The following is a 25,016-nucleotide window of genomic DNA, read 5'->3' on the forward strand; positions in this document are numbered from 1 at the left end:
GGTTTCGAAGGGCCTTTTTTTTAATTTAAAATGGCGCAGTTTTAAGCAAACTCGCTACCTATTAACTATTTTAAACCTAAAAATTATATACAATGAATGCTAGTAAAATATTTAGTGCATCACTTATGCTAACAATATTTGTTTTCACTTCTTGTAATGTCACAAAAAACGGAATTGTTGCACATCGAGGAGCTTGGAAAAAAAACAATTTACCAGAAAACTCTATAGCCGCACTTAGGCACGCTATCGATTTAAAAACGGTAGGATCAGAATTTGATGTAGTCATGACAGTCGATGATTCGCTTGTTATAAATCACGACCCCCATTATAACAAACTAATTGTAGAAGAAACAAAATATGCCGACTTAATAAAGTTTAGACTCTCTAATGGAGAAAAGTTGCCAACCTTACGAGAGTATATTCTAGAAGGGCAAAAAAATAATAAACACACAACTTTAGTGTGCGAAATAAAACCTTCGGGAGTAAGTAAGGAAAGAGGAAAAAAAATTGCATTGAAAGTTGTGGAAACAGTAAAGAAGCTTAAAGCTGAAAAAATAACCACATATATAAGTTTTGATTATGACATCTTGAAACAAATTCGCGAAGTAGATGCAAAAACGACTTTGCAATATCTAGAAGGTAATAAATCACCAAAAGAGGTAAAACTAGACAAGATTTCGGGTGTAGATTATCATTATTCTGTTTTTAAAAAACATCCAGATTGGATAAAAGAAGCAAAAGACAACAATATTACTTTAAACGTTTGGACGGTTAATGATGTTAGCGATATGGATTGGATTATTGAGAATAATTTTAACTATATAACGACCAATGAACCAGAGTTATTAAGTGAAAGAATAAAGATTAAAAAATAGAATTTTTTGAGAGAAAAAAAATCTAAAAATTCTCTATAAAAGATAAAATGATTATGATGAAAAATAACTATATACCGTATTCAATAGCACTTTTGTTGCTTTTGGTAGGATGTAAAATTCATACATCAGAACCTAAAACGAACCTTTTTGGAAAAACAGAATGGTTTGACCCAAATAAACCCGCATCAACATATTGTAATCCAGTAAATATTGGGTACAATTACACTACCGAAAATCATAACGGAATCCCCGAATCTCGCCGTTCGAGCGCAGATCCAGTGATAATTACCTACAAAAACGAATACTATTTATTTGGTACCAATCAAGCAGGATTCTTTTGGAGTAAAGATATGTCCAATTGGGAATTTGTTTACGGAAGTTTCCAGAGACGACCAGCCGATGATGATCAGTGTGCACCCGCAGCTTGGGTTGTAAATGACACTATGTTTTATGTAGGTTCAACTTGGAAAAAAGATCATCCTATTTGGAAAACTGCTGATCCAAAATCGGGTCGATGGACAAGACATGTCGATACAGCAATGTTGCCAACTTGGGATCCTGCAATTTTTCAGGACGACGATAAAAAAGTCTATATGTACTATGGCTCAAGCGGGAAATTACCATTAGTTGGTACCGAAGTAGATTATAAAACATGGCTTCCAGTAGGAAATCAAGCAGATTATGCAAAACTATACACAGCAACCGAAGTAGAAGATATTCAACATCCATATGGAGAAATAAAAGAAGTTGTAGGTTTAGATCCTGCAAATCATGGTTGGGAACGTTTCGGACCTAATAATGATATGGAGCCTGCACCTTGGGGAAATTTTATCGAAGGAGCGTGGATGACCAAACATAACGGGAAATATTATATGCAATACGGGGCACCAGCTACAGAGTTTAAAGGCTACGCCAATGGAGTACATGTAGGAGATAATCCGTTAGGGCCGTTTGAGTATCAAAAACACAACCCAATGTCATATAAACCAGGAGGTTTTGTAATAGGCGCAGGACACGGAAATACCTTTGCCGATAATTATGGGAATTACTGGAATACAGGAACGTGTAAAATCTCCATAAAAGACCGTTTTGAGCGTCGTATCGATATGTTTCCGGCAGGATTTGATAAAGACGATGTAATGTATTCTATTACATCTTATGGTGATTACCCGATAGTATTACCGACCAAAGAGCGTGATCAAACCAAAGGAGCTTCTGCAGGTTGGATGTTACTTTCGTATAAAAAGCCAGTAACCGTTTCTTCTTCAGAAGAGTGTATGGAAGTTGAAACACATAGAGTTGATAACGGAGGAAAAAAAGTGTTTGAGAAATTTTGCTACGATGCTACAAATTTAACCGATGAAGATATTCAAACCTATTGGTCGGCAAAAACGAGTAATCCAGACGAATGGTTACAGCTTGATTTAGGCAGAAAGATGCAAATAAACGCTTTACAAATTAATTATGCCGATCATAAAGCAACACAATACAATAAGGCAATGGATATTTATTATCAGTATAAAATATTTATGTCCGACGATGCTGTAAATTGGACTTTGGTTATCGATAAATCAAGAAATGACAAAGATGTACCACATGATTATGTCGAGCTAACAAAACCAATAAAAGCACGTTATATAAAAATGGTAAATATCCATAATGCTTCGGGATTATTTGCAGTTTCAGATTTTAGAGTTTTCGGAAACGGATTGTTAGAAAAACCAAAGCCAGTTTCTGAATTTAAAGTAGACAGAAATTCGACAGATTCTCGTAATGCTATGATTTCTTGGAAAAAACATTCAGATACAATAGGCTATACTATTTACTACGGAATTGCCCCAGATAAATTATACAATAGTATAATGGTTTACAATGAAGGTTCATACGATTTTAGAGGTTTAGATAAAGGAACAGAATACTATTTTACAGTTGAAGCTTTTAATGAAAATGGAAAATCAGAATTGAACAAGATTATAAAAGTCAATTAAAAATAAATTTTACTTAAAACAGAAGAAAGAAAATAGCAATCTTCTGTTTAAGTAAGGCAAAAGAAAGAAAATTATGAAGAAAATAGGAGTTGTTATGCTATTGGCTTTATTTACATATTGTGGAAGTCATAAAAAAATGACAAACAATTTGAGTCAAAAGAATAGTAATATTCAAATTAATAATATTGGGAAAACAGAATGGTTTGACCCAAATGCGATTCAAACAACTTATTGTAACCCTATGAATATTAGCTATGCTTATGGTGTAGAGAATCATAACGGTATTCCTGAATCTCGCAGATCTAGTGCAGATCCTGTAATTATGACTTATAAGGGAGATTACTATTTGTTTGCAACAAATCAGGCAGGATTTTTCTGGAGTAAGGATATGTCAAATTGGGAGTTTGTATACGGAAGTTTCCAGCGTAAGCCACACAGCAGCGATATTTGTTGCCCTTCGGCATTAGAGATAAAAGATACGTTGTTTTTGATAGGACCAGATAGATATATGCCAATCTGGAAAACAGCAAAACCAAAAGAAGGACTCTGGACACGTCACGTAGACAGTATCATTCATCCAGCGGGAGATCCAGGCGTTTTTCTTGATGATGATGGAAGATTGTATTCTTATTACGGAACAAGTGGAAAATACCCGTTAGTTGGTTGCGAATTAGATTTTAAAACATGGCAGCCTATTAAAGGGAAAGATTATGTTCCGCAAGCTGTGTCAGATTATACAGATCAGGAAAGTGCTGTTGATTTTGCCAAAAGAGGAATAAAAGAGTTGCTATGGATTCGCCCGAAAGAACATGGATGGGAGCGTTTTGGACCTAATAATGATCAGGAACCTGCGCCTTGGGGAGATTTTATCGAAGGAGCATGGATGAACAAATATAATGGGAAATATTATTTACAATATGCAGCTCCAGGAACTGAGTTTAAAGGATATGCAAATGGGGTTTATGTATCAGATAAGCCTTTAGGGCCTTTTACATACCAACCACATAACCCGATGTCGTATAAACCAGGAGGATTTGTAATTGGTGCTGGACACGGAAACACATTTGAAGATTTAAATGGTAATTTTTGGAATACAGGAACTTGTAAAATTTCAATGAAAGATCGTTTCGAACGTCGTATCGATATGTTTCCTGCTGGATTTGATAAAGATGGCATTATGTATTCGATTACTTCTTATGGAGATTATCCCATAAAATTATCTAAAGAAAAAAGAGATCAAACCAAAGGAGCTTCTTCGGGCTGGATGTTACTTTCGTACAAAAAGCAAGTAACAGTTTCTTCAGTAGATACTTGTGCCTTAACGCAAACACATAGAATAGATAATCAAGGAAAAAAAGTATTTGAAAACTTATGTTTTGATGCCAAAAATATAACCGATGAAAATATCCAATCATGGTGGTCAGCAAAAACGAGTAATCCAGGCGAATGGTTACAACTTGATTTAGGAAGAAAGATGGAAATAAAGGCGCTGCAAATAAATTATGCCGATCATAAAACGACCCAATATAATAAGGCAATGGATATTTATCATCAGTATAAAATCTTTATGTCCGATGATGCTGAAAATTGGACTTTGGTTGTAGATAAATCGAAGAATGATAAAGATGTACCACATGATTATGTAGAACTAACAAAATCAATTCAGGCACGTTACATAAAAATGGTGAATATTCATCATGCTTCAGGATTATTTGCAGTATCAGATTTTAGAGTTTTTGGAAACGGATTGTTAGAAAAACCAAAGTCAGTTTCTGAATTTAAAGTAGACAGAAGTGTTACAGATTCTCGTAATGCTATGATTTCTTGGAAAAAACAATCAGACGCAATAGGCTATAATATTTATTACGGAATTGCTCCCGATAAATTATACAATAGTATAATGGTTTATAATGAAGGTTCATACGACTTTAGAGGCCTAGATAAAGGAACAAAGTATTACTTTACTATCGAAGCTTTTAATGAAAATGGTATCGCACAAAAAAATCAGATTATAGAAGTAAAATAATTTAGAGTTAATGTTCAGAAAAGGTTATTGAAAATATCACGGAGTTGTAAAGAATTTTGTTCCTTTGTGAGACTGATTATAATAAAGTTAAAATCAGAATAATTAACCAAACAAAATGCTATATAACCAATGAAAAAAACATCTTTATTAACTGTTTTTCTTTTAACAGGATTGGTGCCGTTTGCACAAACACCAGATGAACAAAATTTAAAATCAATTTACAAAGCTGCGCTAACCCAATCTAAATGTTATACTTGGTTAGAATATCTATCCAATGATATCGGAGGGAGACTATCTGGAACAAAAAATGCTGCGGATGCAGTACAATACACTAAAAATCAATTAGAGAGTATTGGACTAGATAGAGTATATCTTCAAGAAGTTATGGTGCCACATTGGGTTCGTGGAGAAAAAGAAACGGCTTATATCTTAGACAATAAAATAAAAACTGTAGTGCCAATTACAGCTTTAGGAGGTTCTATAGCTACACCAAAAGCAGGAATTACTGCAGAAGTAATCGAAGTAAAAGGAATTAAAGAGTTAAACGAACTAGGAGACAAAGTAAAAGGTAAAATTGTATTCTTTAACAGACCAATGGATCCTGAAAATGTAGAAACATTTAAATCATACGGAGGTTGCGTAGATCAAAGATATGCAGGAGCAAAAGAAGCTGCTAAATTTGGAGCAGTAGGAACAATTGTTCGTTCTATGAATTTAAGATTAGATGATTATCCACATACAGGAGCACAAAGTTATGGTGATTTGCCAAAATCAGAATACATACCAACGGCTGCAATTAGTACAAATGGAGCAGAATTATTGAGTAAATCATTAAAGAAAAATCCAACTTTAAAATTTTACTTTAAACAATCTTGCGAGCAATTGCCAGATGTATTGTCTCATAACGTAATTGGAGAAATAAAAGGAACAGAGCATCCAGAAAACATTATGATTGTTGGCGGACATCTTGATTCTTGGGATTTAGCCGATGGTTCACATGATGATGGAGCAGGAGTAGTACAAAGTATGGAAGTAGTTCGTATCCTTAAAAACTTAGGATATAAACCTAAAAATACAATTCGTGTAGTCTTGTTCATGAACGAGGAAAACGGAGGTAAAGGTGGAGCGATGTATGAAGAAATGGCTCAGAAAAATAAAGAGTACCATATTTTTGCTTTAGAGAGTGATTCAGGAGGATTTAGTCCAAGAGGTTTCTCTTTTGAAACAGATGATGAGAATTTTGCGAAAATACAAAACTATAAAGGTTTATTTGAGCCTTATTTAATACATAGTTTTGTAAAAGGGCATAGTGGTTCAGACATCGGACATTTAACATCGGCTAAGCCACTTGTAAAAGCGGGATTAAAGCCAGATTCACAACGTTACTTTGATTATCACCATGCAGCTAATGATAAATTTGATGCAATCAACAAAAGAGAACTAGAACTTGGAGCAGCTACAATGGCTTCATTAGTGTATCTAATTGATCAAAACGGAATCTTGACAAAATAGTCCCACTATTTATAAATAAAAGCAAAGCCACTTAATTATATAAGTGGCTTTTGTTTTTTATAGCGATTATATTATTTACCCCAATCTATTTTTCTAGAAAAGTACATCACGGCTGCAAGAATTAAAAATAAACCTACGCTGCCTACCAATAATGCATAATTCTCTAATTGGATAATTACATAAATAAAAGTGTATAATCCGGTGAGTGAAAACCCAATAAATATCGGAAACTTTTTATTTTTTAATATCGAAAATGAATATGCCGTAATAAGGGATATAACTGCTATTCCAGATAATATATACGCCTTGGTAAAATTACTATGTTCAGTTATCGAAATTAATAAAGTATAAAACATAATAAGAGCCAAACCAATCATCGAATATTGGAAAATATGAATGCTAATTTTGCTCATGTTCTGTATTAAAAAGAAAATCAAAAATGTAAGCCCAATCACAAGAAAACCATATTTAGAAGCACGCTCATTTTGTTGGTATTGATCTACAGGAATCACAAAATCAACCCCAAAACTATACGAACTTAAATCAGGCAGAATATCAAAAGCTTGTTGAGAGAATGCTCTATTGATATGCAAAATTTTCCAATTTGCAACAAATCCAGTTTCGCTTATCTTTTTTGTTTTATCATCTGGCAAGAAATTACCAGTAAAGCTTGGAGAAGCCCAATTAGATTTCATTCCAACATTAGTAGTTTTTCCAATCGGTACAATCTTAATTTGTTTGCTACCATTGTACGTAATACCAAAACTATAATCGGTTTTAGGAGCTGCTAGTATTTTTGTTAAATCGATGTAACCCGTTTCAAGAGCTTCAGTAGTATCAGATTTTGACGAATTATATACAGGTTCAAAAACATAGTGAGAACTTCCGAATTTAATCTTCACTTCCTCTTTGATGCTTTTTAAATTCGTAGTTTTAATTAAGATAGTTGCTTTGTTCCACTGAATGGCTTCTGGAGCAATATTTTTGCTGCTAAAATCAGGTTGAACATAATTACCTTTAAACTGCATATTAGTTGTAAATACAGCCGATTCATAATTATTTCTATTCAATATTTTTGTGTCAATATTCGAATTGATATTTAGTTCTTGAGGGAAAAAATAGGCATATCTTGTAGAAGCTACTTTTTGTTTTACCGTTTCTTTCGTTTTTTCATTTATCGTTACAGTTTCTTCATAAGAAGTATACGGAACTTTTAATATTGGCCCGTAGATATAGACACTTTCTCCCCATTTATCATTGATTTCGGTAATAACATCGTTTTGTCTATAAGAGCGTTCCGAAATTAAATTCTTCACATATTCCAGAGGGATTAGCAAAAATAGAGTAAGTAAGCCTACCATAATCATCTTCGCGGTGTTAGATTGAAAAATAGAGGCTGGTTTTGGAGTTTCGTTTGTTTCCATTGTAAAGTTGTTTTAAGGTTTTATAATAAATTAAGTTTGATAATTATTGTATAGTACAAAAGCGCAATAGGTATGTTTGATAATAGAATTAAAATCTTGCGACCTATATAGTCTCTTTGGCTTGGTAGAGAAATGAAACTCTCTACTAAATGAAATAACATGATAGCATTAAGAAATAAAGCAGCAACGGTAAAAAGAAAGCCAACAATTAAGATATAAGAGTTGTCCTCTACAAGTACAAGCAGTGCAAAGAAGAGCGAACAAATTATAAGACTACCAATGGTTAGTTCAGTTGATGCTCTACATTCAAATTTTTCATCGTTAATTAAATCATCTTTCATAGTTTTAAATTTTAAAAGTTTTTTGAATGGATTGAATAGGGGTGAATAACATTTTGGAGAAATCCAAATGATAAAAAGGCATCGCTTTTTTTCCTCTTTTATATTGCTCTAAGAAATAACCTAGTTGAGTAGGATAGAATATAGTTCCTGATAAAATCACCATAAACAAATACAAGCTCTTTTTGCGATTACCCAAAAGATAGTATTGCATCCCGATTTCATCTACTACCGAAATCCCAGTATTTGTTAGAACATGAATGATGTCATGATCTTCTAATTTGGCTTGAATGTCAAAATTGTTTCTATGAAGGAAATCTCCCAAACCATATCCTAAACTTCCTTCCGGAAAAGCAAGTAATTCATCCTTGTTTATTTCCCAAGGAGCATTTTTCTTCATGTATTTCTGGTACGGTTTTCGGGACCACTCGTACATTTTTTCTATTAATAAATCCTTCATATTTTTTTTCGGTTAGTTTTTTTAAAAGTACTTTGTATTTCAAAGTTTATGGGTAAAAAAAAGGCTCACTTCTTCTGTATCAATTTTTCAAGAGCGTCAATGTGTGCAACAAATGCAAGTTTACCATCTTTAGTGGCCCTATAACTGGTGTTAGGTTTTTTGCCAATAAATTGTTTTTGTATCTCGATATAGTTTTCTAGTTCTAATGCTTTAGCATGACTCGCAAGATTACCATCCGTAACGCCTAAAAGCTCTTTCAGAGTACTAAAATCAGCCGAATCATTGACCATCAATACAGACATGATTCCAAGTCGAATTCGATGGTCAAAGGCCTTATTTATATTTTGAATGATGCTTTTCAATTTTTAATAGGTATCAATTACGGTTTTTAATAATTTCGAATCTACAATGTTAGAGGGAGCAACAACATCTTCCTCAAGCGGAATATTATTACCATATCGTTCTTTTAATATTGCTTTAACTCTAGGGTCTTCCAGATTAAAGTCTTTTAATTTCTGTAACGGGCATAACTCAATGCCAGCTCCATTTTTATAAATCTTCCAGATTAACTCTGAGCAATACATCTTAGCATCCGACCAGCCAAAATGTGGGTCATAATCACTATTAAGGAAATTACGACTATAAATCTCCATTTTTTCAATAGTAGTAGGAGTTAAGGTAGTTGTATCTTTAAGTCTTTTTACAAGATAATTTTGATCTTTACCATGCTGAATCCATTCGTCCAGAGGAGTTAATCTTACAGGCTGAACAGCTTCAAAAACAAAACGTTTACCGTCTAAGATATAAACGATTCCACAATGTGAGAATTTAGATTTTGTAGCAATTCTTACGGCTTCACACTGACTAGATTCAGAAGTTTGAAAAATTAAATCACCCGCATGGATTTTGTCCAACAGATTTTCCTTTAGCTTTGGATTTTCTGCTGTTGTTTTCGAAAACGGATTATTCGGAAAAAACTGTTTTGTAATGTATAAAGCAAAACAAAAGCTGATTATCAAGGTAACCCCAGCGAAAATGTATTTAAATTTTTTCATGTTTAACTTTTTAGAGTTATGACAAATAAAGATTATTTTCTATCGTATTTAAAGTGCATAATGCTTCCGTATAGAATATGGCAAACTCCAAAACCCAGTGCCCAGAATTCCAATGCATAACCAGAGAATTCAGTAGCTATTAATCCAAGGATAATTATAGTAATTCCTAAATAACGTACATCTCTCAAAGTATATTTACTGGCATTTACGCAAGCTAATCCGTAAAATAGGAGAGTGACAGGAGCGATTAAACCATAATAACCATTTCGGAGCAAAAGTAAGCCGAAAATACCACCAGTAACAAGTGGAATCAAAAAATTAACTAATACTCTTTTTGAAGTAGAATTCCATATTTTTTCTCCTTGCTTTTTGGCTTTGCTGGCAGTTAATATTGCTGCAGTTACGATAGAGAATAATAATACCAAAAAAGCTGTTAATAGAATTAACTTAAAGGTTTTACTTTCTAGAGTTACATAATAACTCGCATGGCTCTCAATAAGACCATTGGCGATGTGAGCGCCAATAAGAGCATATATTCCTGCCATAATTCCTGATAAACCACTTAATGAAATAAACTGTGAAGATTTATTCATCATGTTTTTAATTTCAGTAATATCCTGTAAATATTTATCTTCCATATAAAGTACTTTGAATTACAAAGTAAATGATAAAAAAAATAGTCACCAAATAAAATGATGACTATTTTTTAAGAATTTATAAGTTATAATCTGAAGATACCTCCGAAAGCAATAATTCTCTGGAAAAAGAAAAAGTCTTGAGAAGCACTATCATCATTACTTTGAGTAGTTTTAATGTCTTGCATATTAATATAACCACCTTTTAACTCCCCTTGAATATAAAAGTGTTTAAAGAAAGTTAAGTTAATTCCCGCTTTTGCAGATAAACCATATCCAGAAATATGAAAATCATCATGACGTTCTTTTCCTAAAAGAGTTGTATTTGTTTTAGGATATAAAATTCCGGCACCTAAACCTTCAGTCAAATTAATTTGAAATTTATCTGTATTAGGTAAGCCAAACCATTTTGAAACATCATCATGTCTTGAAACCTCTGTATTAACATAGTTCAAACCATCTGTATGTTCGAACATTAAAAAAGCAGGAGGGTTTTGAACAGTACCTTTATCAATCCCACCTTCCTGAGCACCATATAAAGACATATCTACAGGTGTATTATTGTAAATACCGTTGTAAAAAGATCCAGCTTCATCTGCAGGTAAATCAATATATCCATTAACATTAGCTGTTTGATTTTGACTCATTACATATTTCATGTGGTCTACACCAATCGTTACACTGTAATGGTCGCTAAAAAAATAACCTAAACGTAAATTAGTTTGAGGAATGGTCATTCTTGCAGGATTAACATAATCCATATGCCATCCTTTTGGTTTGTCATGAGCAGACATGTTCTCTACAGTAAAGTTGTAATCTTTCCCTCTAAAGGTAACGTCTGATTTGCTGTAACTTTCTCTGTTACCACCCCAAGAAACAAAGAACTTTCCTTTATTATGTGCAGTGTATTTTTCTTGTAACGGTATTTCTTCTTGTGCAAACGTGTTTATTGAAAAACACAACAAGAAAAATAATATAAAATTAGTTTTCAAAGTATTAAGTATAAAAAATTAAAATTGATTAATAGTTTTTCTGATGGCTACTAATTTGGTCATTAAATCTTCAAAATAGTCTAAATGCAACATATTTGCACCATCACTTTTGGCATTAGCTGGGTCAAAATGAGTTTCAATAAAAATTCCATCAACACCAACAGCAATACCAGCTTTTGCAACAGTTTCGATCATATCAGGTCTTCCACCAGTTACACCTACAGTTTGGTTAGGTTGTTGTAATGAGTGTGTTACATCAAGAACCGTAGTAGCATATTGTTGCATAGTTGGGATTCCTCTATAATCTACAATCATATCTTGGTAACCAAACATAGTACCACGATCCGTAACCATTACGTTTTGGTTGTTACAATCCAATACCTTTTGTACAGCATGTTTCATGCTTTCAGGACTCATAAATTGCCCTTTTTTTAAGTTTACTACTTTTCCAGTATTAGCCGCCGCCACAACAAGGTCAGTTTGACGTACTAAGAAAGCAGGAATTTGCAAAACATCTACATATTGAGCAGCCATATCAGCATCTTCATTAGTATGAATGTCAGTAACAGTAGGAACATGAAAAGTTTCAGAAACTTTTCTTAGTATTTTTAATGCTTTTTCGTCACCAATTCCAGAGAAACTATCGATTCTAGAACGGTTAGCTTTTTTAAATGATCCTTTAAATACATAAGGAATCTCAAGTTTGTCGGTAATACCGATTAATTTTTCAGCAATACGCATTGCCATTTCTTCACCTTCTATGGCGCAAGGCCCTGCTAGTAAAAAGAAGTTACCGCTATCTGTATGCTTAATTTGTGGAATATGTTGTATGTTCATAGTTTGTAATTTTTGAAAGTGCAAAGGTAGTTAGGATTTGCGATTTACAGATTAAGAATTAAGTTTTTTTTAAGAAGACTCTCCACACTATTGATGTACTATTTTTTATTTAAAAATGCTTTTTCATGGATTTGCAGGAGCTTCCGTTGGTCGCTCTGTAAATTCATGAAAACCAGCTTTCTTAAAAAATGATTTTCCACTTTATTAGGGCAATATTAAGGCATTGAAATAAACTAATCAATGACATTTATCATATATAGCGTATCGAGTTCTTTATGTTTTTCTTTAGTGAATTTGTTAGTATAAAAGCTGCGATGATAAAAAATTAGAATTTGAATAAAAGATATAATACGGAAATACAATTTATAGATTAAACAGAGAAAATGACAAAGGCAGTTTTTGTTTTTAATATATTACTTAATTGTGTTTTATGATTGAAAACTATTTAAGTTGTCTAAGTTTCTTCTCGTAAATTTTTTTGATGAGATACTGTATAATAATTGTTATTATAAGTAAAATGAAAAAAAATAATGAGAGTACAACAATTGTTGTAGCTTGGATTTCGCAGTTATATTCGTTTTGATTGTGATTTTGGTCAAGATCGTATGAAGCAATAGAAAGTGATAGTCCGGTGAGTACTATTTGTAAAAAAATACTAATTAAAGATATTGCCCATAATTTTGGTTTAATTATTTCTCCGATAGCTTTTACGCCAAATATAATTTGAAAGAGTAGTGGAGAGATAATTAAAATGAAACACGATATTCCGTACATTATTATTAGTTTAATTTACTTTTTTGCCTTCAAGGTCTTTTTTATAGAGTTTTATTTTACTCTTCTTTCTCTCCATTTTTTAATTAAAAACTGAAGAAATATAATAAAACACAGGACAATAAAAAGTAAAACAACGCCAAATATAACTCCTAAAAAAGGCATTCCGCATCTTGTAGTGTTTGGATGCTGGTCAAAATATTTCGAAAGATTATAATTGGCAATAAAAACAGCTGCAGTAGAAAAAATTATTTGAGAGATAAAGCTAATTGAGCTTATTTTTCTAAAGTTGAGTTTAGTTGGTTTTTTATCGAATATGTTTTTAGACCCAACTATTAATTGAAATAGTACAGGTAAAATGATTAAAATTAAAGGTGCAATATTTAGCATTTTATAGTTTTAAAAAGAATCGTTCTCTTTCAAGTCTATCATCTTTAAGTTTTGCTTCTCCAAGTCTTGTTTCTTTCCTCTTTAGGGCTTTTTTCTATTTTTTTAAAGTCAACCCAAGCGGAACCATTAAAACTCCCTTTTCGTAGATATTAAGATATAAATTGATTGGTTTTTTCTGTCCTTCCCATTTTATTTCATAAACATCAAGAAAACCTGCTCCCATATCGCTTCTTTTGCTCGGGAAAGGGCAGCAACTTTCAAGTTTAGTATAAGTTATCTTTTCGCCATTTGGTCCCGCCAGAGCGTTTAAAAAGCGTTGTTGGTTAATGACTTCATCTTTAGATGTTCTGTAAAATATATTTACAGGATAGTCCTTGTCATAACCATACTTTTTGTCTTTGCTATATTCAGTGATTATAAAGGTATTGTCTTTGCTTAAAGTTAAGTTTGGCGCATTATCATCTACATTTTTTAAAGTAGATTTTGTACTAACACAAGATGTAGCGGTAATAAGTAAGATGATAAAAAGAGCTATTTTTTTCATGATTTTTAGCAGTTTAATGATACAAATGTAAAAGGTTTTAATAAAATAAGCCACAGATTTAAAGGATTAAAAAAACGCTTCATGATTTGTTTGCAAAAAATAAGCCACAGATTAAAAATGATTAGAAAAAATCTGCCAAATCTGCTAAATCTGCGTGCAAAAAAAAATAATAAAAATCCCTTTAATCCGTATTCTCAGTACTTTATTTCGTTTTTACTGAATTCAGTTTTAAAATACCAATTACAATCAGATATTGTGCCATAAGATAAGTAAGCATGATAAAAAATGAACTTTTATAAATAGGCTCATAAAATTTATCCATTGCAAGGATACTATCCGATAAGACAAAAATAATAGCACCAACAAGGATGTAGGTATTTGCAGGTTTCTTCCAAATTAAATATCCGCTAAAAGCATACAAAAGCATTGTAGAAATAGTTAATGCGTAAACTATAACAGGAAGTTGCAAATCGCCAAGTTTTGGTAATAAAACGGTAAGCATTGTTGCTAAATAAACTAAAATAAGGGCTAAGCCAATAAAGAAAACACCTTTGTTTTTGGGAACATCTGGTTTGTTTTGTTTATTAAATAGTATAATATAAATGACATGAGATATTAAAAAAGCTACCAAGCCTAATATAAAATAGATTTCGGCCTTATCCGCAAATAATAAAATTACATCACCAATCCATGAGAATAATAAAGCGCCAAGAAGTATTTTTTTTGAAGGAAAGTCTTCAGAAAAATAAACAGCAAGCCATAAAATAGGAATAAGCAATCCTTTTAAGTACCAAGCAACATTTTCAAGATTGTAAAGAAGAATTAAAAGATAAAAAAAACTAAAACCAGTATAGAATTTTAGGAGTAAAGGGCTTTTCATAATTTGTTTTTAAGAGTTTACCAGAACTGGTTTTATATTTTTGAAATCTACTTTTACAAAATAAATCGTGATTAATAAAGAGATAATGTGATATCCGATAACAAGGATATTACCATACGGGAAAACAGAATTAAGCCCGAACCAATCTCCAAAGTAAATAATAATTGCCAGAACAGTTACTAAACGTAGGCTTTCCCACAAAATAGCAAAACGGTTTTTATCCATCAGTTCCGTATAACTATAAATCGTTATGAAAATAAAAAAGCCATAATAAAAGATATTTGGGAAACCAATCTTGGCAATATTACTAAACAAGTAGCTTACAAATAGTAATGTTATCATCACTTGAGTAATCGACCAATAAACGAGTTTGTTAGAATTATCGATTCCGTATTTAGTATAATTATATACATCGGTGATTTTATTGACAGGATATTTTTCTTCAAAATTTTCCGGACGCCAACCCGTTGGTTTAAACCAGATTGTAAATTTATCTTTCCAGTTTTCTGCTCGCCACGCATCACTAATCATTAATGCAAGATGCTGAAAGTTAATTCGGATAGGATTCCAGGTATTTGCTGGTCTTGTAATACCAAAAACAGGCGGAACAGTATCTAGTTCTTCTTGGAAGGTACCAAAAAGTTTGTCCCAGAATATGAATATTTGCGAGTGGTTTTTATCCAAATATTCAGGGTTAATAGCGTGGTGAACCCTATGGTGAGAAGGTGTTACCAAAATATGCTCCAGAACCCCCATTTTTTTGATATACTTGGTATGATACCAAAACTGCAAAAACAAATGAAGCGGTAATGTTATGGCGATAACACTAGCAGGAATACCAACTAATGCAGCAGGAATAAGCAGGAATGTAAATAGATTTACAAAACTAGCAATAGGTTGTCTTAATGCACAAGCCAGATTAAACTCTTCGCTACTATGATGAATAGCATGTTTGTTCCAGAGAAAGTTAATTTGATGTGATAAACGATGGCTCCAATAGCCATAAAAATCTATTACAAAAAATCCAACAATATAAGTGATTAAGGTGGTTTCGATATGATAAATGGCAATTTTAGAAACCAACCATTCATACGAAATAAAGGTAATAGTAAGTCCAAGAACATCCTTGACCGAATTTGTAATTCCCGAACTTATGCTAGAGACACTATCGATTAAAGGAACGTGGTCTTGTTTTATGTATAAACCATAAGATTTCTCGATTATTATTAATAATAAAAAAATCGGCATTGCAATAATTAGTATTTTCCCGTATTCTTCCATAAAAAAAATAGTGTATTTTATTCAAATATAGAATAAATTACACTATTTCTTAAATTATTGATAATTAAATTAAATAATCTCTGCGCTTAGTCCAGCTTCTAAAAGTTGTGTGCATTGAGGTTTTAATTTATCCATCGAGCCCGTTTTTACAGTACATTTTCCGTTATAATGTACAATAAGGGAGCATTGTTCTGCTTGTTCAGGTGTATGATTGCATACGCGAATTAAAGTTTCGATTACGTGATCAAAAGTATTTACATCATCATTATATACAATAATTTCGTTGTTAAACGATATTGCTTCTTTTTCCCGAACTTTTTCTCTTACTTTTTCTTTAGTACTCATTTTTTTAGTTTTTTGTACTGTTGTAATTCATTAATTACAAATTTACATATTTTAAAGAAACCCAATTATTTCTTTGAAATTTTTTAACATATTTCAATCCTTTTTCAGTACATGAAGCATCGATGTAAGGAATGTCTTCTTCATAAAAACCACTTAATAATAAAGTTCCTTTTGGGTTCAGACAATCAACATAACTTTGCATATCATTTAGTAATATATTACGGTTGATATTAGCAATAATCAAGTCGTAATTTTTACCTGCTAATAAAGCAGCATCACCTTCGTAAACGGTGATATGCTTGCAATTATTGCGTTCAGCGTTTTCTATAGAGTTTAAATAACACCAGTTATCGATATCAATAGCATCGATTGGTTGTGCACCTTTCATTTCGGCAAGAATTGCAAGAATAGCAGTTCCACAACCCATATCAAGCGTTTTCATTCCGTTAACATCCATTTCTAATAAATGCTGAATCATCATATGAGTCGTTTCGTGATGACCAGTTCCAAAACTCATTTTTGGCTCAATTACAATATCAAACTCGGCATCAGTTTTTGGATGAAAAGGAGCGCGCACGTGGCAATTTCCATCAACATCAATAGGTTCGAAGTTTTTTTCCCATTCTTCGTTCCAGTTTACTTGCTCGATTTCTTCAAATGTATAATCGATTTTAAATTCATCCGATTGTAAAATATGAATATCTTCCAGAATAGCTTCGTCCCATAAATCTTTTTGAACAAATGCAGAAATTCCAGTTTCAGTTTCAGTAAAACTCTCAAATGCTTTCTCGCCTAATTCGGCAATTAGTATTTCTGATCCTAGTTCTTTAGGCTCAATTGTAAAGTGATACCCGATATAAATGTTTGACATGTTTATTTTTTTTGCAAAGGTAGCAATCGAAACTTAAAATTGTTTAAAAAAAATAAAGAACCTTATTCTTTTATGCATTACATTAGCTTCAAAATTGTAAGTAGTATTAGAAAATGAAAAGCTTAATTATTATACTGTTGTTTGTGGTAATAAATAGCTCTGGATGTGATGATAGGAAAGAAGTAGTTCGCTCTTTTTGTTATTGGAAAACAAGTGCTTATTTTGATAAGGAAGAAGATTCTATTTGTAAGAATTTAAATGTAAAACATATGTATGTTCGGTTTTTTGATGTGGATTGGAATCCATATACCAATGAACCTCTTCCTGTTGCAACAATAAACCGAATAGATCTGAATGAAAGTACGCCAGAAATTACGCCAAGTGTTTTTATTACCAATGATGTTGTTTTGAAGGCGAGTAAAGTACAATTAGATAGTTTAGCCAAAAGAATTCAGAAAAGAATAAAAGAGATCGGACTCAATTATAATGATGAAAAAGCATATAAAAGAGCCAGTACTATTGTATATTCTGATTACGGGAAGCAAAACGGAAAGATTAGGAAAGCTTTAAATTTAGACTCCATAAAATCAATTGAATTAGCTAAGTTAAAAACCAATTTTAAAGAGGTTTTAATTGATTGTGACTGGACAGAAAAATCTAAAAACAATTATTTTTATTTATTACAGCAGGTTAAAAAAGAATTTAAGGATTCTCAATTATCAGCTACCATAAGATTATGGCAATATAAATATTGTGAAAAAGCTGGAGTTCCTCCTGTAGATCGCGGGTTGTTAATGTGTTATAATTTGTCAAGTCCTAACGATTATAAAACCAAAAACTCAATAGGGACAAGCGATGAATTAGAAAAATACATAACACATAGTGATTATGATCTGGATTTAGATATTGCTTTACCTTTATATAGTTGGTCGGTAGTTTTTAGAGGAAATGAATTTAAAGGAATAGTTTCCGATTATGAAGAGCTTATTAAAGATTCTACACGGTTTAAAAAAGTTGCAGCCAATAAATATCTACTTCAGGATGATGTTTTGATAGGGCAGACGTATTTGCGAAATGGGGATGAGATAAGAATTGAAAAAATCTCAGATGAGGAGATAAATAAGATGATTTCGATTATAAAAAACAGAATACCATTTGATAATCAAACAAAGGTTACTTTCTTTTCTTTTGATAAAAAATACATCCACGATTATGGCATCAAAAACATATCCGGGTATTACGCGCGTTTTCAGTAGCTTAGTTTTATTATTTGCTTTTCAGGCTTCGTTTGCTTGCGGATGGTATGAATCGGCAGAAACGAGTCGTCTAGCTTTGTTTAAATCAGAAAGAGATGGGTTCTTAAAACTGCATTATTTTTGTTATTCTGCCAATAGTTATCATGAAGTTAGCGAAGTTTCTAATAAAGATCAGGAATTAAATTGTTTAGAGTGGCAGCAGAAAATTGGAACAAAGGTTTATACATCAGATATTTATAGAATTTTGTACGAAACAGATTCTGATAAATTTCAAGCAGCTTACCAAAGTAATACTTTAAAGGAAGTTTTTGCAAAGAATACTTTTATTGCAACTTTGTTGCGTTTAAAAAATAAACCTTTCTTAGATTATTTAGTATTAGCTAAAAAATTAGAATATAATAATGTTCCAAGTTCAAAATGGGAATCTTGGAGCGGGATAAACAGTTATCCCGAAAATGTAAACACTGTTGCAATAGGCGATTATAATCAAAAGATTTTGTCTGCCAAAGATGCTTTTTTAAAACAACGTTATGCGTTTCTCATTCTTAGAGATCGTTTTTATAGCTCAGATAAAGCCGAAGTAATCCGTTTATATGATACTTATTTTGCAGGCAATAATAATACGATTTTAGCTCCTTGGGCATTGTATTATAAAGCTTTATGTATCGATGATTTTCCTCTTCAAAATTATTTACTGAGTAAAGTTTTTGCTTCTTGCGATGATAAATCGTTTGCAGTAATGCAGCATTACAATTTTAAGCACACAGCTGCTACGTTAAGTTTGGCGAAAAATGAGGAAGAACGAAACATGATTTTGATTATTGAAAGCATGCGAAATCCTGCGCCAGATTTAAGTACTATAAAACAAGTTTATAAATTCGACCCGAACAGTATTTATTTTAGTTTTTTGGTTCAGAGAGAGGTAAATAAACTCGAAGATTGGATTTTTACTCCCAAATATTCGATTAATAAAGTTCCAGCAGTAAGTTTTGATAAAATGAGCTGGTATGATAATTATGAAAAAGCCAAAGCAGATAATTTTAATAAAGATATTTTTTATCTAAGAGAGTTAAAGCAGTTTTTAATTGATGCTCATAGCAAGGTTTCTGGAGAGCAGAAGGATTTTATTGCATCGGCAATTGCTCAATTGTGCTTTATAGATGACGAAATAGACTTGGGGAAAAAATATGTCAATATGATTTCTGTTAATGCTAATATTTCTATCCAATTACAAAAAAATATTCAGTTGGCTCTAGTGGCTTTAAAACAAGATAATTTGCAAGATAAAAATACCCAAAATAATCTCTTTAGTTATTTTAATGTAATTGAGGATTTAGTTCAAGAGGATATTAGCTTGCTTAAAAACTTGTATAGTTTGTATAGGATTGCAAGTGATGAATTCTCTAAGCAAGGAGATAAAGCGACTGCGGGTTTGTTGTTTTTAAAATCTAATCTTAAAAAAGCAGCATCAGATTCTTGGTATTATTATGCACCATCTTTTTATGAATACACGGGTTATTTTGAGAGATACGCAACTCTTGAGGATATGGATAACTTGATTGCGTTGTATCAAAAAGAAGATAAAACACCGTTTGAGAAATACATTTGTGCAGGAACAATGGCGCCAGACGTAAATTTTTATAGAGATGTAAAAGGAACAATTGCTTTCAGAAAAAATAATTTAGCAGTGGCTTATCAGGTTTTTGCTAGCATGCCAGCTAATTTCTGGCAGAAAAACTACGAGTATAGAAATAATCTTAACGAAGATCCATTTATTCCGAAGGTGTTGCAGAAAGCAAAGGAAAGAAAGTTTAATTATCGTTTTAATAAAGCTGAATTTGTTGCTAGATTAATTGAGCTAAAAAAAGAGAATACTGCCGCAAGTAATTTGCTATTGGCACATGCTTATTTTAATGTTTCTTATTGGGGTAATTCCTGGATGATGCTTGCTTATGATTGGTCTTCTGGTACAGGAGGTACAGATTCGGATTATATGTATGGAGGAGATAATTATGATGCTGAAATGATGTATCAAAATTCTAATTATTATCGATGCACGCTGGCTAAAATGTATTATGAAAAGGCTTTGAAATTATCTAAAGACAAAGAAGAGAAAGCATTGGCAAGTTTAATGATTTTCGAATGTAATTATTATGATTATTATCGAAATTCTGATGTTTCACCTGATAATCTTACAGTTTTTAAATCAGGAAAAGAAATTGCCGATTTTTATTCGGTGTACAATACAACAAAAACATTCAAGCAATATAATTGCCCGCTTTTGGAGGCATTTATAAAATAAGGTTTATGTTCTTGTTTCGGAAAGGGATGTTAACTTAAATTGTCTATAAAGTAGCAGATTAAAAACTGATTTATAGATAATCTAAAATAAAATCCGTTTAATCTGTGTTTTCGCTTTAGCGAATCCGTATAATCCGCGTTCCTTTCGCAAAGAGTTAGATATAATTAAGAGAATTTAACCGCAAAGCACGCTAAGATTTACGCAAAGTTCACAAAGCATATAAAAAACACAAAGCTTTGCGAACTTTGCGATTTTACAAAATCTGACTTATAAAAACTTTGCGAGCTTTGCGGTTAAATCAGCAAAACTGTTTAGCGAGATTAAAATATAAAACAAAAAAAGAGCGATAATTAATTTTATCGCTCTTTTTATTTATAAACTTTTAATAGATTTAGTGGTTATCTAAATTTCTTAATTGGTGTAATTTTTCTTTCCAAACATCAAGACTTTCTTTATGAAGCGCAATGTTTTTACGAACTTCCAGAACTATTGAGTTTTCTTTCTTAGCGTTTTTAGTATTGGTAAAGAACTGAATGTTATTCTCTAATTGGAAAATTTCATTTTGTACTTCTTCAATTTTACGCATCAAGAAAATTTTCTCATTGTCTAATTTTCTAGTATCATTACTTTCTGATAAATTATCAATTCTATTAGCAAATCGAATCATTTCTGTTTCTTTTTTGCTTAAGCTTAATTTTTCAAAAAGTGCATCAAGTATCTTATTGAATTTACCTTCGATATGACGTCTAGGAAATGGTACTTTTCCGAAGTTTTTCCATGTCTCGATGTGTAATTTTATAGCATCAAGATCTGTTTTGTGATCACCAGTAAGTTGGAATTCACGAATAGTTTCTAAGTAAGCTTTTTTATTATCAAATGCAGCTACTTCATCACCGTTTTCTTCGTTCTTGTGCTCTTTTAATTTGTCAAAATAACTATTACAAGCATCCTTAAATTCTTTCCAGATTTTATCAGAGTATTTTCTAGGAACATGACCAATTTGTTTCCACTCTTCCTGAATCTTTTTCATGACAGGAGTAGTCGATTCGTAATCGGTACTTTCTTGTAATTCTTTGGCTTTGGCTACAAGAGCCATTTTTTTGTTTAAATTGTCGTTTTGATCTTTCTTAATGTCTTTATAAAATGAATTTTTAAAAGTATTAAAGTTTCTAACGGCAGTTTTAAATGCTGTCCAAGTAGCTTCGTTTACATCTGAAGGAACTTTTCCTGCTGCGAAAAATGCAGAGCGTAAAGCTTCTACTTTTTCTATTTGTAACAACCAAAGTGCGTGTGTATTTACCTTTTCGGTAGCAAGTACTTCGATTTGTGCAATAATATTTTTCTTAACCTCTAGATTTTCAAGTTCTGAACCTCTAATGTTTTCAAATAAAACTTCGCGTTTGTCATGGATTTTTTTAGTTAATTCACTAAACTTATTCCATATCTCATCACGGTGCTCTTTAGAAACTGGGCCAATATCTTCTTTCCAGATTCTATGCAAATCTTGTAATTCTCTAAACGCTTTACTTACATCAGCTTCATTAACTAATTCTTCTACGCGAGCTACAATTTTTTGTTTTTGTTCAAGATTGTGTTTAAAGTCTAAATCTCTAGCTTCACGATCTAAATGCAAATAATCATAAAAATTCTCTACATGAAAATGGTAGTTATTCCAAACGTGATTGTATTTATCTTTTGGAATAGAACCAGCATTTTTCCATCTTTCTCTTAATTCATTAAAATGTTTAAGAGTATCTTTTATGTTTTCTTGCGGATTAATAAGCTCTTTTAATTCCTCAACAATAGCCAGTCTGTTCTCTAAATTTGATTTTAGATTGGTTTGTAGATTTTTAAAATGTGCATTTCTGTGATCTCTGAATATGTTGTAATATTCATCGAATTTCGTTTTTAAAGGAGAATGATATTGAAATTCTTCGTTTGGATCTTGATTCTCAGCATTAAATTCTTCTCTTTTTTCTTCGATAAGATGATTATACTGTAGTAAAAACGATTTCTTTATTTCTTCAATATGCTCTTTTACAGACATAACTTTGTCTGAAGAAACTAATTTTTTTAGTTCAGCAACAAGTTCGTCAAGCGAAAAAGTATTATAATCTTGCATCGGAAGGTCGTGACGCTCTTTTAGAGTTTCGTCTTCACTTTCTTCAGCATTAGAATTGGTTATTGCATCTAGGGCTGTCTGATTTTGAGTTTCAGCAACCGCTTCTGTATTCGATAATTCTTCCTCAGAAAGAGTTATTGTATTTTCAGATTCAGATACAATGTTCTCTGCTTCATTTTCAATAATTTCAACAGAAGTTGTTTCATTGTTTTCAGCAGAATTTGCAGATCCATTTTCTAATTTTCCATCTGCATCTTGCAGGTTATCATTCTTTTCTTCTAACATCTTGTCAATGTATAAGGTTTTTACTTTAAATCTAGAGCGAAAGATAGTAAAGGTGTTCGGAACTACAAAATAAATCCCTTATTTATAGTGTGTTTATGTTTAAAATTCTTACTAATGGGTTGTTTTTGAGGGGATAAAAGAGATTGTGATTAGTGTAGAATATTTAAAATTTTTTGAATTTTTTTATCTAAAGTTGTTTTTTGAGCTATTTTATGTTCGAAAAATGTTTTACAATTGTCTGATAAGTTTTACCTCCATTTTTTAATTTCCTTTCTTGTGTTTCTAGATTTACTGCGTATAATCCAAATTTTTTGTCATATCCTAAACTCCATTCAAAATTATCGATTAGTGACCAATAATAGTATCCTCTTACATCATAACCATCTTTTATAGCTTCGGATATGGCATATAATTCTCTTTCTATAAATAAACTTCTTCTATCATCTTTAGCGTCTGCAATACCTGTTTCGGTAATAATGATTGGTTTCTTGATTTGTGATATTCGTTTTATGGCTCTGTAAATTCCTTCGGGATAAACGGTATAATCCATATCGGTCATTTCTTCGCCTGCTACTGGCGAGAACATTTTTTCGTGTTCTATAAACTTGAAAGTTGTTGCATAATGCGAATAGTAATTAAGTCCCATAAAGTCGATTGTATTGGGAGCATCTTTATCAATATAATTTACATTGGCTTCAAACGGAACGCCAAAATGATATTTTCCAGTTTCAAAAAAGTTTAATGAGGAATTATTAAAATTGTCATTGGCAACTAAAGCTCCAATCCAATCGAGGAGATTCCATCTATTTTTAGGTTCAAAAAAGAAAATGTCTTTTACAATTCCTATTTGTGATTCTTTACCATTTGGTAAGGCTTTCAGTATTTTGTAAGCTTGTGTATGTGCAATTAAGATGTTTTTTAGAACTTGTCCGGCAATTTTAGAATTCTTCTTGCCTGGAGGAAATATATCCGACATAAATGCCAAATTGGTGTACACATTAATTTCATTAAAGGTTGTCCAGAAGGTAACTCGATTACTGTATTTTTTAAAAACGGTATTGGAAAATAATAAATAATAGGGGATGTTTTCTTTTTTTTCAAATCCTCCTTTATTCATGAACCAAAGTGGTTCTTCAAAATGGTGTAAAGTGATGTTAGGAATGATTTTCTTGGCCAATAAGCTATCAATTACATCTGAATAGTGCTGAATTGCTTTTTTATCAAATTCGCCTTCTTTGGGGTTTATTTTGCTCCATGATAAAGAAAAGCGATAGGAGTTAACGCCTAGTTCTTGCATGAGTTCGATATCTTTGGGATATAAGTTCCAATGATCTGTTGCAAGTCCGGCTTTGTCACCATTATCTATGCGAGGTTTCCCATCTTTATTTTTCTGATTTTCCCACCATGACCAATTACTATTTGTATGTCCGCCTTCGACTTGATGTGCGGCTGTCGCTGTTCCCCAATGAAAGTCTTTAGGAAAGTTTATATCATTGGTGTTTCTCTTGGTCCAATCCCAACTTATGACGGGATATTTTATAGAAAGATAAATAATTATAAGAAGATATAGTATTGCTATTACAACGAGTACTTTGAAAAATATATTCATACTTTATTTATCTATTTAACTGAAACAAAGCTAGAGTATTAAGGTTAAGTGATTATTTTATGGTGTTATGTTAGTATTAAAAAACGACAATTAATGGATGTGTTGTTATGTTTTACTGTTGTCTAGAAAAAAGGAACGCGGATTAAACAGATTCGCTTAGGCGAAGACGCAGATTAAAACGGATTTCATTTATAACTTTTTAAAAATCCATTTTAATC

General features: G+C 31.9%; 22 protein-coding genes. 6 read left to right on the top strand and 16 right to left on the bottom strand.

All coding sequences use genetic code 11. The features are described 5' to 3' along the window. Positions 1 to 92 precede the first annotated feature (92 nt). The 4 genes from SHI72_RS05440 (at position 93) to SHI72_RS05455 (ending at position 6,401) form a co-directional block, all read left to right on the top strand. Positions 93 to 875, top strand: coding sequence for a glycerophosphodiester phosphodiesterase family protein (locus SHI72_RS05440; protein WP_323489286.1), 783 nt, complete (start codon positions 93 to 95; stop codon positions 873 to 875). Positions 876 to 931: 56 nt separating this feature from the next. After that, a complete protein-coding gene (locus SHI72_RS05445) occupies positions 932 to 2,863 on the top strand; it encodes a family 43 glycosylhydrolase (RefSeq protein ID WP_416348466.1) in 1,932 nt (643 codons plus the stop codon). Positions 2,864 to 2,936: 73 nt separating this feature from the next. Further along, positions 2,937 to 4,889: a family 43 glycosylhydrolase gene (locus tag SHI72_RS05450; protein WP_323489288.1), complete on the top strand. Its 1,953-nt coding sequence runs from the start codon at positions 2,937 to 2,939 to the stop codon at positions 4,887 to 4,889. Between the two features lie 129 nt (positions 4,890 to 5,018). Further along, entirely contained in the window at positions 5,019 to 6,401 is a 1,383-nt protein-coding gene (locus tag SHI72_RS05455) for a M20/M25/M40 family metallo-hydrolase (RefSeq protein WP_323489289.1), read from the top strand. A 71-nt stretch (positions 6,402 to 6,472) separates the two neighbouring features. On the opposite strand, the gene creD is transcribed toward SHI72_RS05455, so the two are convergent. The 14 genes from creD to prmA all read right to left on the bottom strand — a co-directional run bounded on the left by creD (position 6,473) and on the right by prmA (position 17,224). Then, positions 6,473 to 7,825 carry a cell envelope integrity protein CreD gene (gene creD, locus SHI72_RS05460; protein ID WP_323489290.1) on the bottom strand — a complete coding sequence of 451 codons (1,353 nt, stop codon included), beginning with the start codon at positions 7,823 to 7,825 and terminating at the stop codon, positions 6,473 to 6,475. A gap of 20 nt (positions 7,826 to 7,845) precedes the next feature. Continuing rightward, a complete protein-coding gene (locus tag SHI72_RS05465) occupies positions 7,846 to 8,166 on the bottom strand; it encodes a hypothetical protein (protein ID WP_323489291.1) in 321 nt (106 codons plus the stop codon). 4 nt (positions 8,167 to 8,170) lie between these two features. Continuing rightward, a complete protein-coding gene (locus SHI72_RS05470) occupies positions 8,171 to 8,623 on the bottom strand; it encodes a hypothetical protein (protein ID WP_323489292.1) in 453 nt (150 codons plus the stop codon). Positions 8,624 to 8,688: 65 nt separating this feature from the next. Continuing rightward, entirely contained in the window at positions 8,689 to 8,985 is a 297-nt protein-coding gene (locus SHI72_RS05475) for a winged helix-turn-helix domain-containing protein (RefSeq protein ID WP_035625903.1), read from the bottom strand. 3 nt (positions 8,986 to 8,988) lie between these two features. Continuing rightward, positions 8,989 to 9,678 (bottom strand): YiiX family permuted papain-like enzyme, encoded by a 690-nt coding sequence (locus tag SHI72_RS05480; RefSeq protein ID WP_323489293.1) that lies wholly within the window; start codon positions 9,676 to 9,678, stop codon positions 8,989 to 8,991. 32 nt (positions 9,679 to 9,710) lie between these two features. Then, the gene (locus SHI72_RS05485; protein ID WP_323489294.1) at positions 9,711 to 10,316 is read right to left on the bottom strand and encodes a hypothetical protein; all 606 of its coding nucleotides are present in this window, start codon (positions 10,314 to 10,316) and stop codon (positions 9,711 to 9,713) included. An 83-nt stretch (positions 10,317 to 10,399) separates the two neighbouring features. Beyond that, complete coding sequence (locus SHI72_RS05490; protein ID WP_323489295.1) at positions 10,400 to 11,305, bottom strand: hypothetical protein; 906 nt, start codon at positions 11,303 to 11,305, stop codon at positions 10,400 to 10,402. Positions 11,306 to 11,323: 18 nt separating this feature from the next. After that, positions 11,324 to 12,142 (bottom strand): 3-deoxy-8-phosphooctulonate synthase, encoded by an 819-nt coding sequence (gene kdsA, locus SHI72_RS05495; protein WP_035625892.1) that lies wholly within the window; start codon positions 12,140 to 12,142, stop codon positions 11,324 to 11,326. 825 nt (positions 12,143 to 12,967) lie between these two features. Further along, positions 12,968 to 13,303, bottom strand: a complete 336-nt coding sequence (locus SHI72_RS05500; protein ID WP_323489296.1) for a hypothetical protein — start codon at positions 13,301 to 13,303, stop codon at positions 12,968 to 12,970. Positions 13,304 to 13,397: 94 nt separating this feature from the next. Beyond that, on the bottom strand, positions 13,398 to 13,847 hold the full coding sequence (locus tag SHI72_RS05505) for a 2-dehydro-3-deoxyphosphooctonate aldolase (RefSeq protein WP_323489297.1): 450 nt from the start codon (positions 13,845 to 13,847) through the stop codon (positions 13,398 to 13,400). Between the two features lie 202 nt (positions 13,848 to 14,049). Beyond that, complete coding sequence (locus SHI72_RS05510) at positions 14,050 to 14,727, bottom strand: lysoplasmalogenase (RefSeq protein WP_323489298.1); 678 nt, start codon at positions 14,725 to 14,727, stop codon at positions 14,050 to 14,052. Positions 14,728 to 14,736: 9 nt separating this feature from the next. Continuing rightward, positions 14,737 to 16,008 (bottom strand): sterol desaturase family protein, encoded by a 1,272-nt coding sequence (locus tag SHI72_RS05515; RefSeq protein WP_323489299.1) that lies wholly within the window; start codon positions 16,006 to 16,008, stop codon positions 14,737 to 14,739. Between the two features lie 69 nt (positions 16,009 to 16,077). Continuing rightward, positions 16,078 to 16,353, bottom strand: a complete 276-nt coding sequence (locus SHI72_RS05520; protein ID WP_035625878.1) for an ATP-dependent Clp protease adaptor ClpS — start codon at positions 16,351 to 16,353, stop codon at positions 16,078 to 16,080. 34 nt (positions 16,354 to 16,387) lie between these two features. Then, positions 16,388 to 17,224, bottom strand: a complete 837-nt coding sequence (gene prmA / locus SHI72_RS05525) for a 50S ribosomal protein L11 methyltransferase (RefSeq protein ID WP_323489300.1) — start codon at positions 17,222 to 17,224, stop codon at positions 16,388 to 16,390. Positions 17,225 to 17,337: 113 nt separating this feature from the next. Here prmA and SHI72_RS05530 point away from each other — a divergent pair, with 113 nt between their 5' ends. Next, positions 17,338 to 18,480 (top strand): hypothetical protein, encoded by a 1,143-nt coding sequence (locus tag SHI72_RS05530; RefSeq protein WP_323489301.1) that lies wholly within the window; start codon positions 17,338 to 17,340, stop codon positions 18,478 to 18,480. Beyond that, positions 18,437 to 20,782, top strand: a complete 2,346-nt coding sequence (locus SHI72_RS05535; RefSeq protein ID WP_323489302.1) for a hypothetical protein — start codon at positions 18,437 to 18,439, stop codon at positions 20,780 to 20,782. The genes SHI72_RS05530 and SHI72_RS05535 overlap by 44 nt, the downstream gene beginning before the upstream one ends. A gap of 391 nt (positions 20,783 to 21,173) precedes the next feature. Here SHI72_RS05535 and SHI72_RS05540 read toward each other — a convergent pair whose 3' ends face one another. Together SHI72_RS05540 and SHI72_RS05545 are read right to left on the bottom strand one after the other, a co-directional pair. After that, complete coding sequence (locus tag SHI72_RS05540; RefSeq protein ID WP_323489303.1) at positions 21,174 to 23,189, bottom strand: DUF349 domain-containing protein; 2,016 nt, start codon at positions 23,187 to 23,189, stop codon at positions 21,174 to 21,176. Between the two features lie 205 nt (positions 23,190 to 23,394). Next, on the bottom strand, positions 23,395 to 24,798 hold the full coding sequence (locus SHI72_RS05545) for a glycoside hydrolase family 1 protein (protein ID WP_323489304.1): 1,404 nt from the start codon (positions 24,796 to 24,798) through the stop codon (positions 23,395 to 23,397). Positions 24,799 to 25,016: the final 218 nt, after the last annotated feature.

The organism is Flavobacterium sp. PL02 (assembly GCF_035013205.1).
GTDB lineage: Bacteria > Bacteroidota > Bacteroidia > Flavobacteriales > Flavobacteriaceae > Flavobacterium.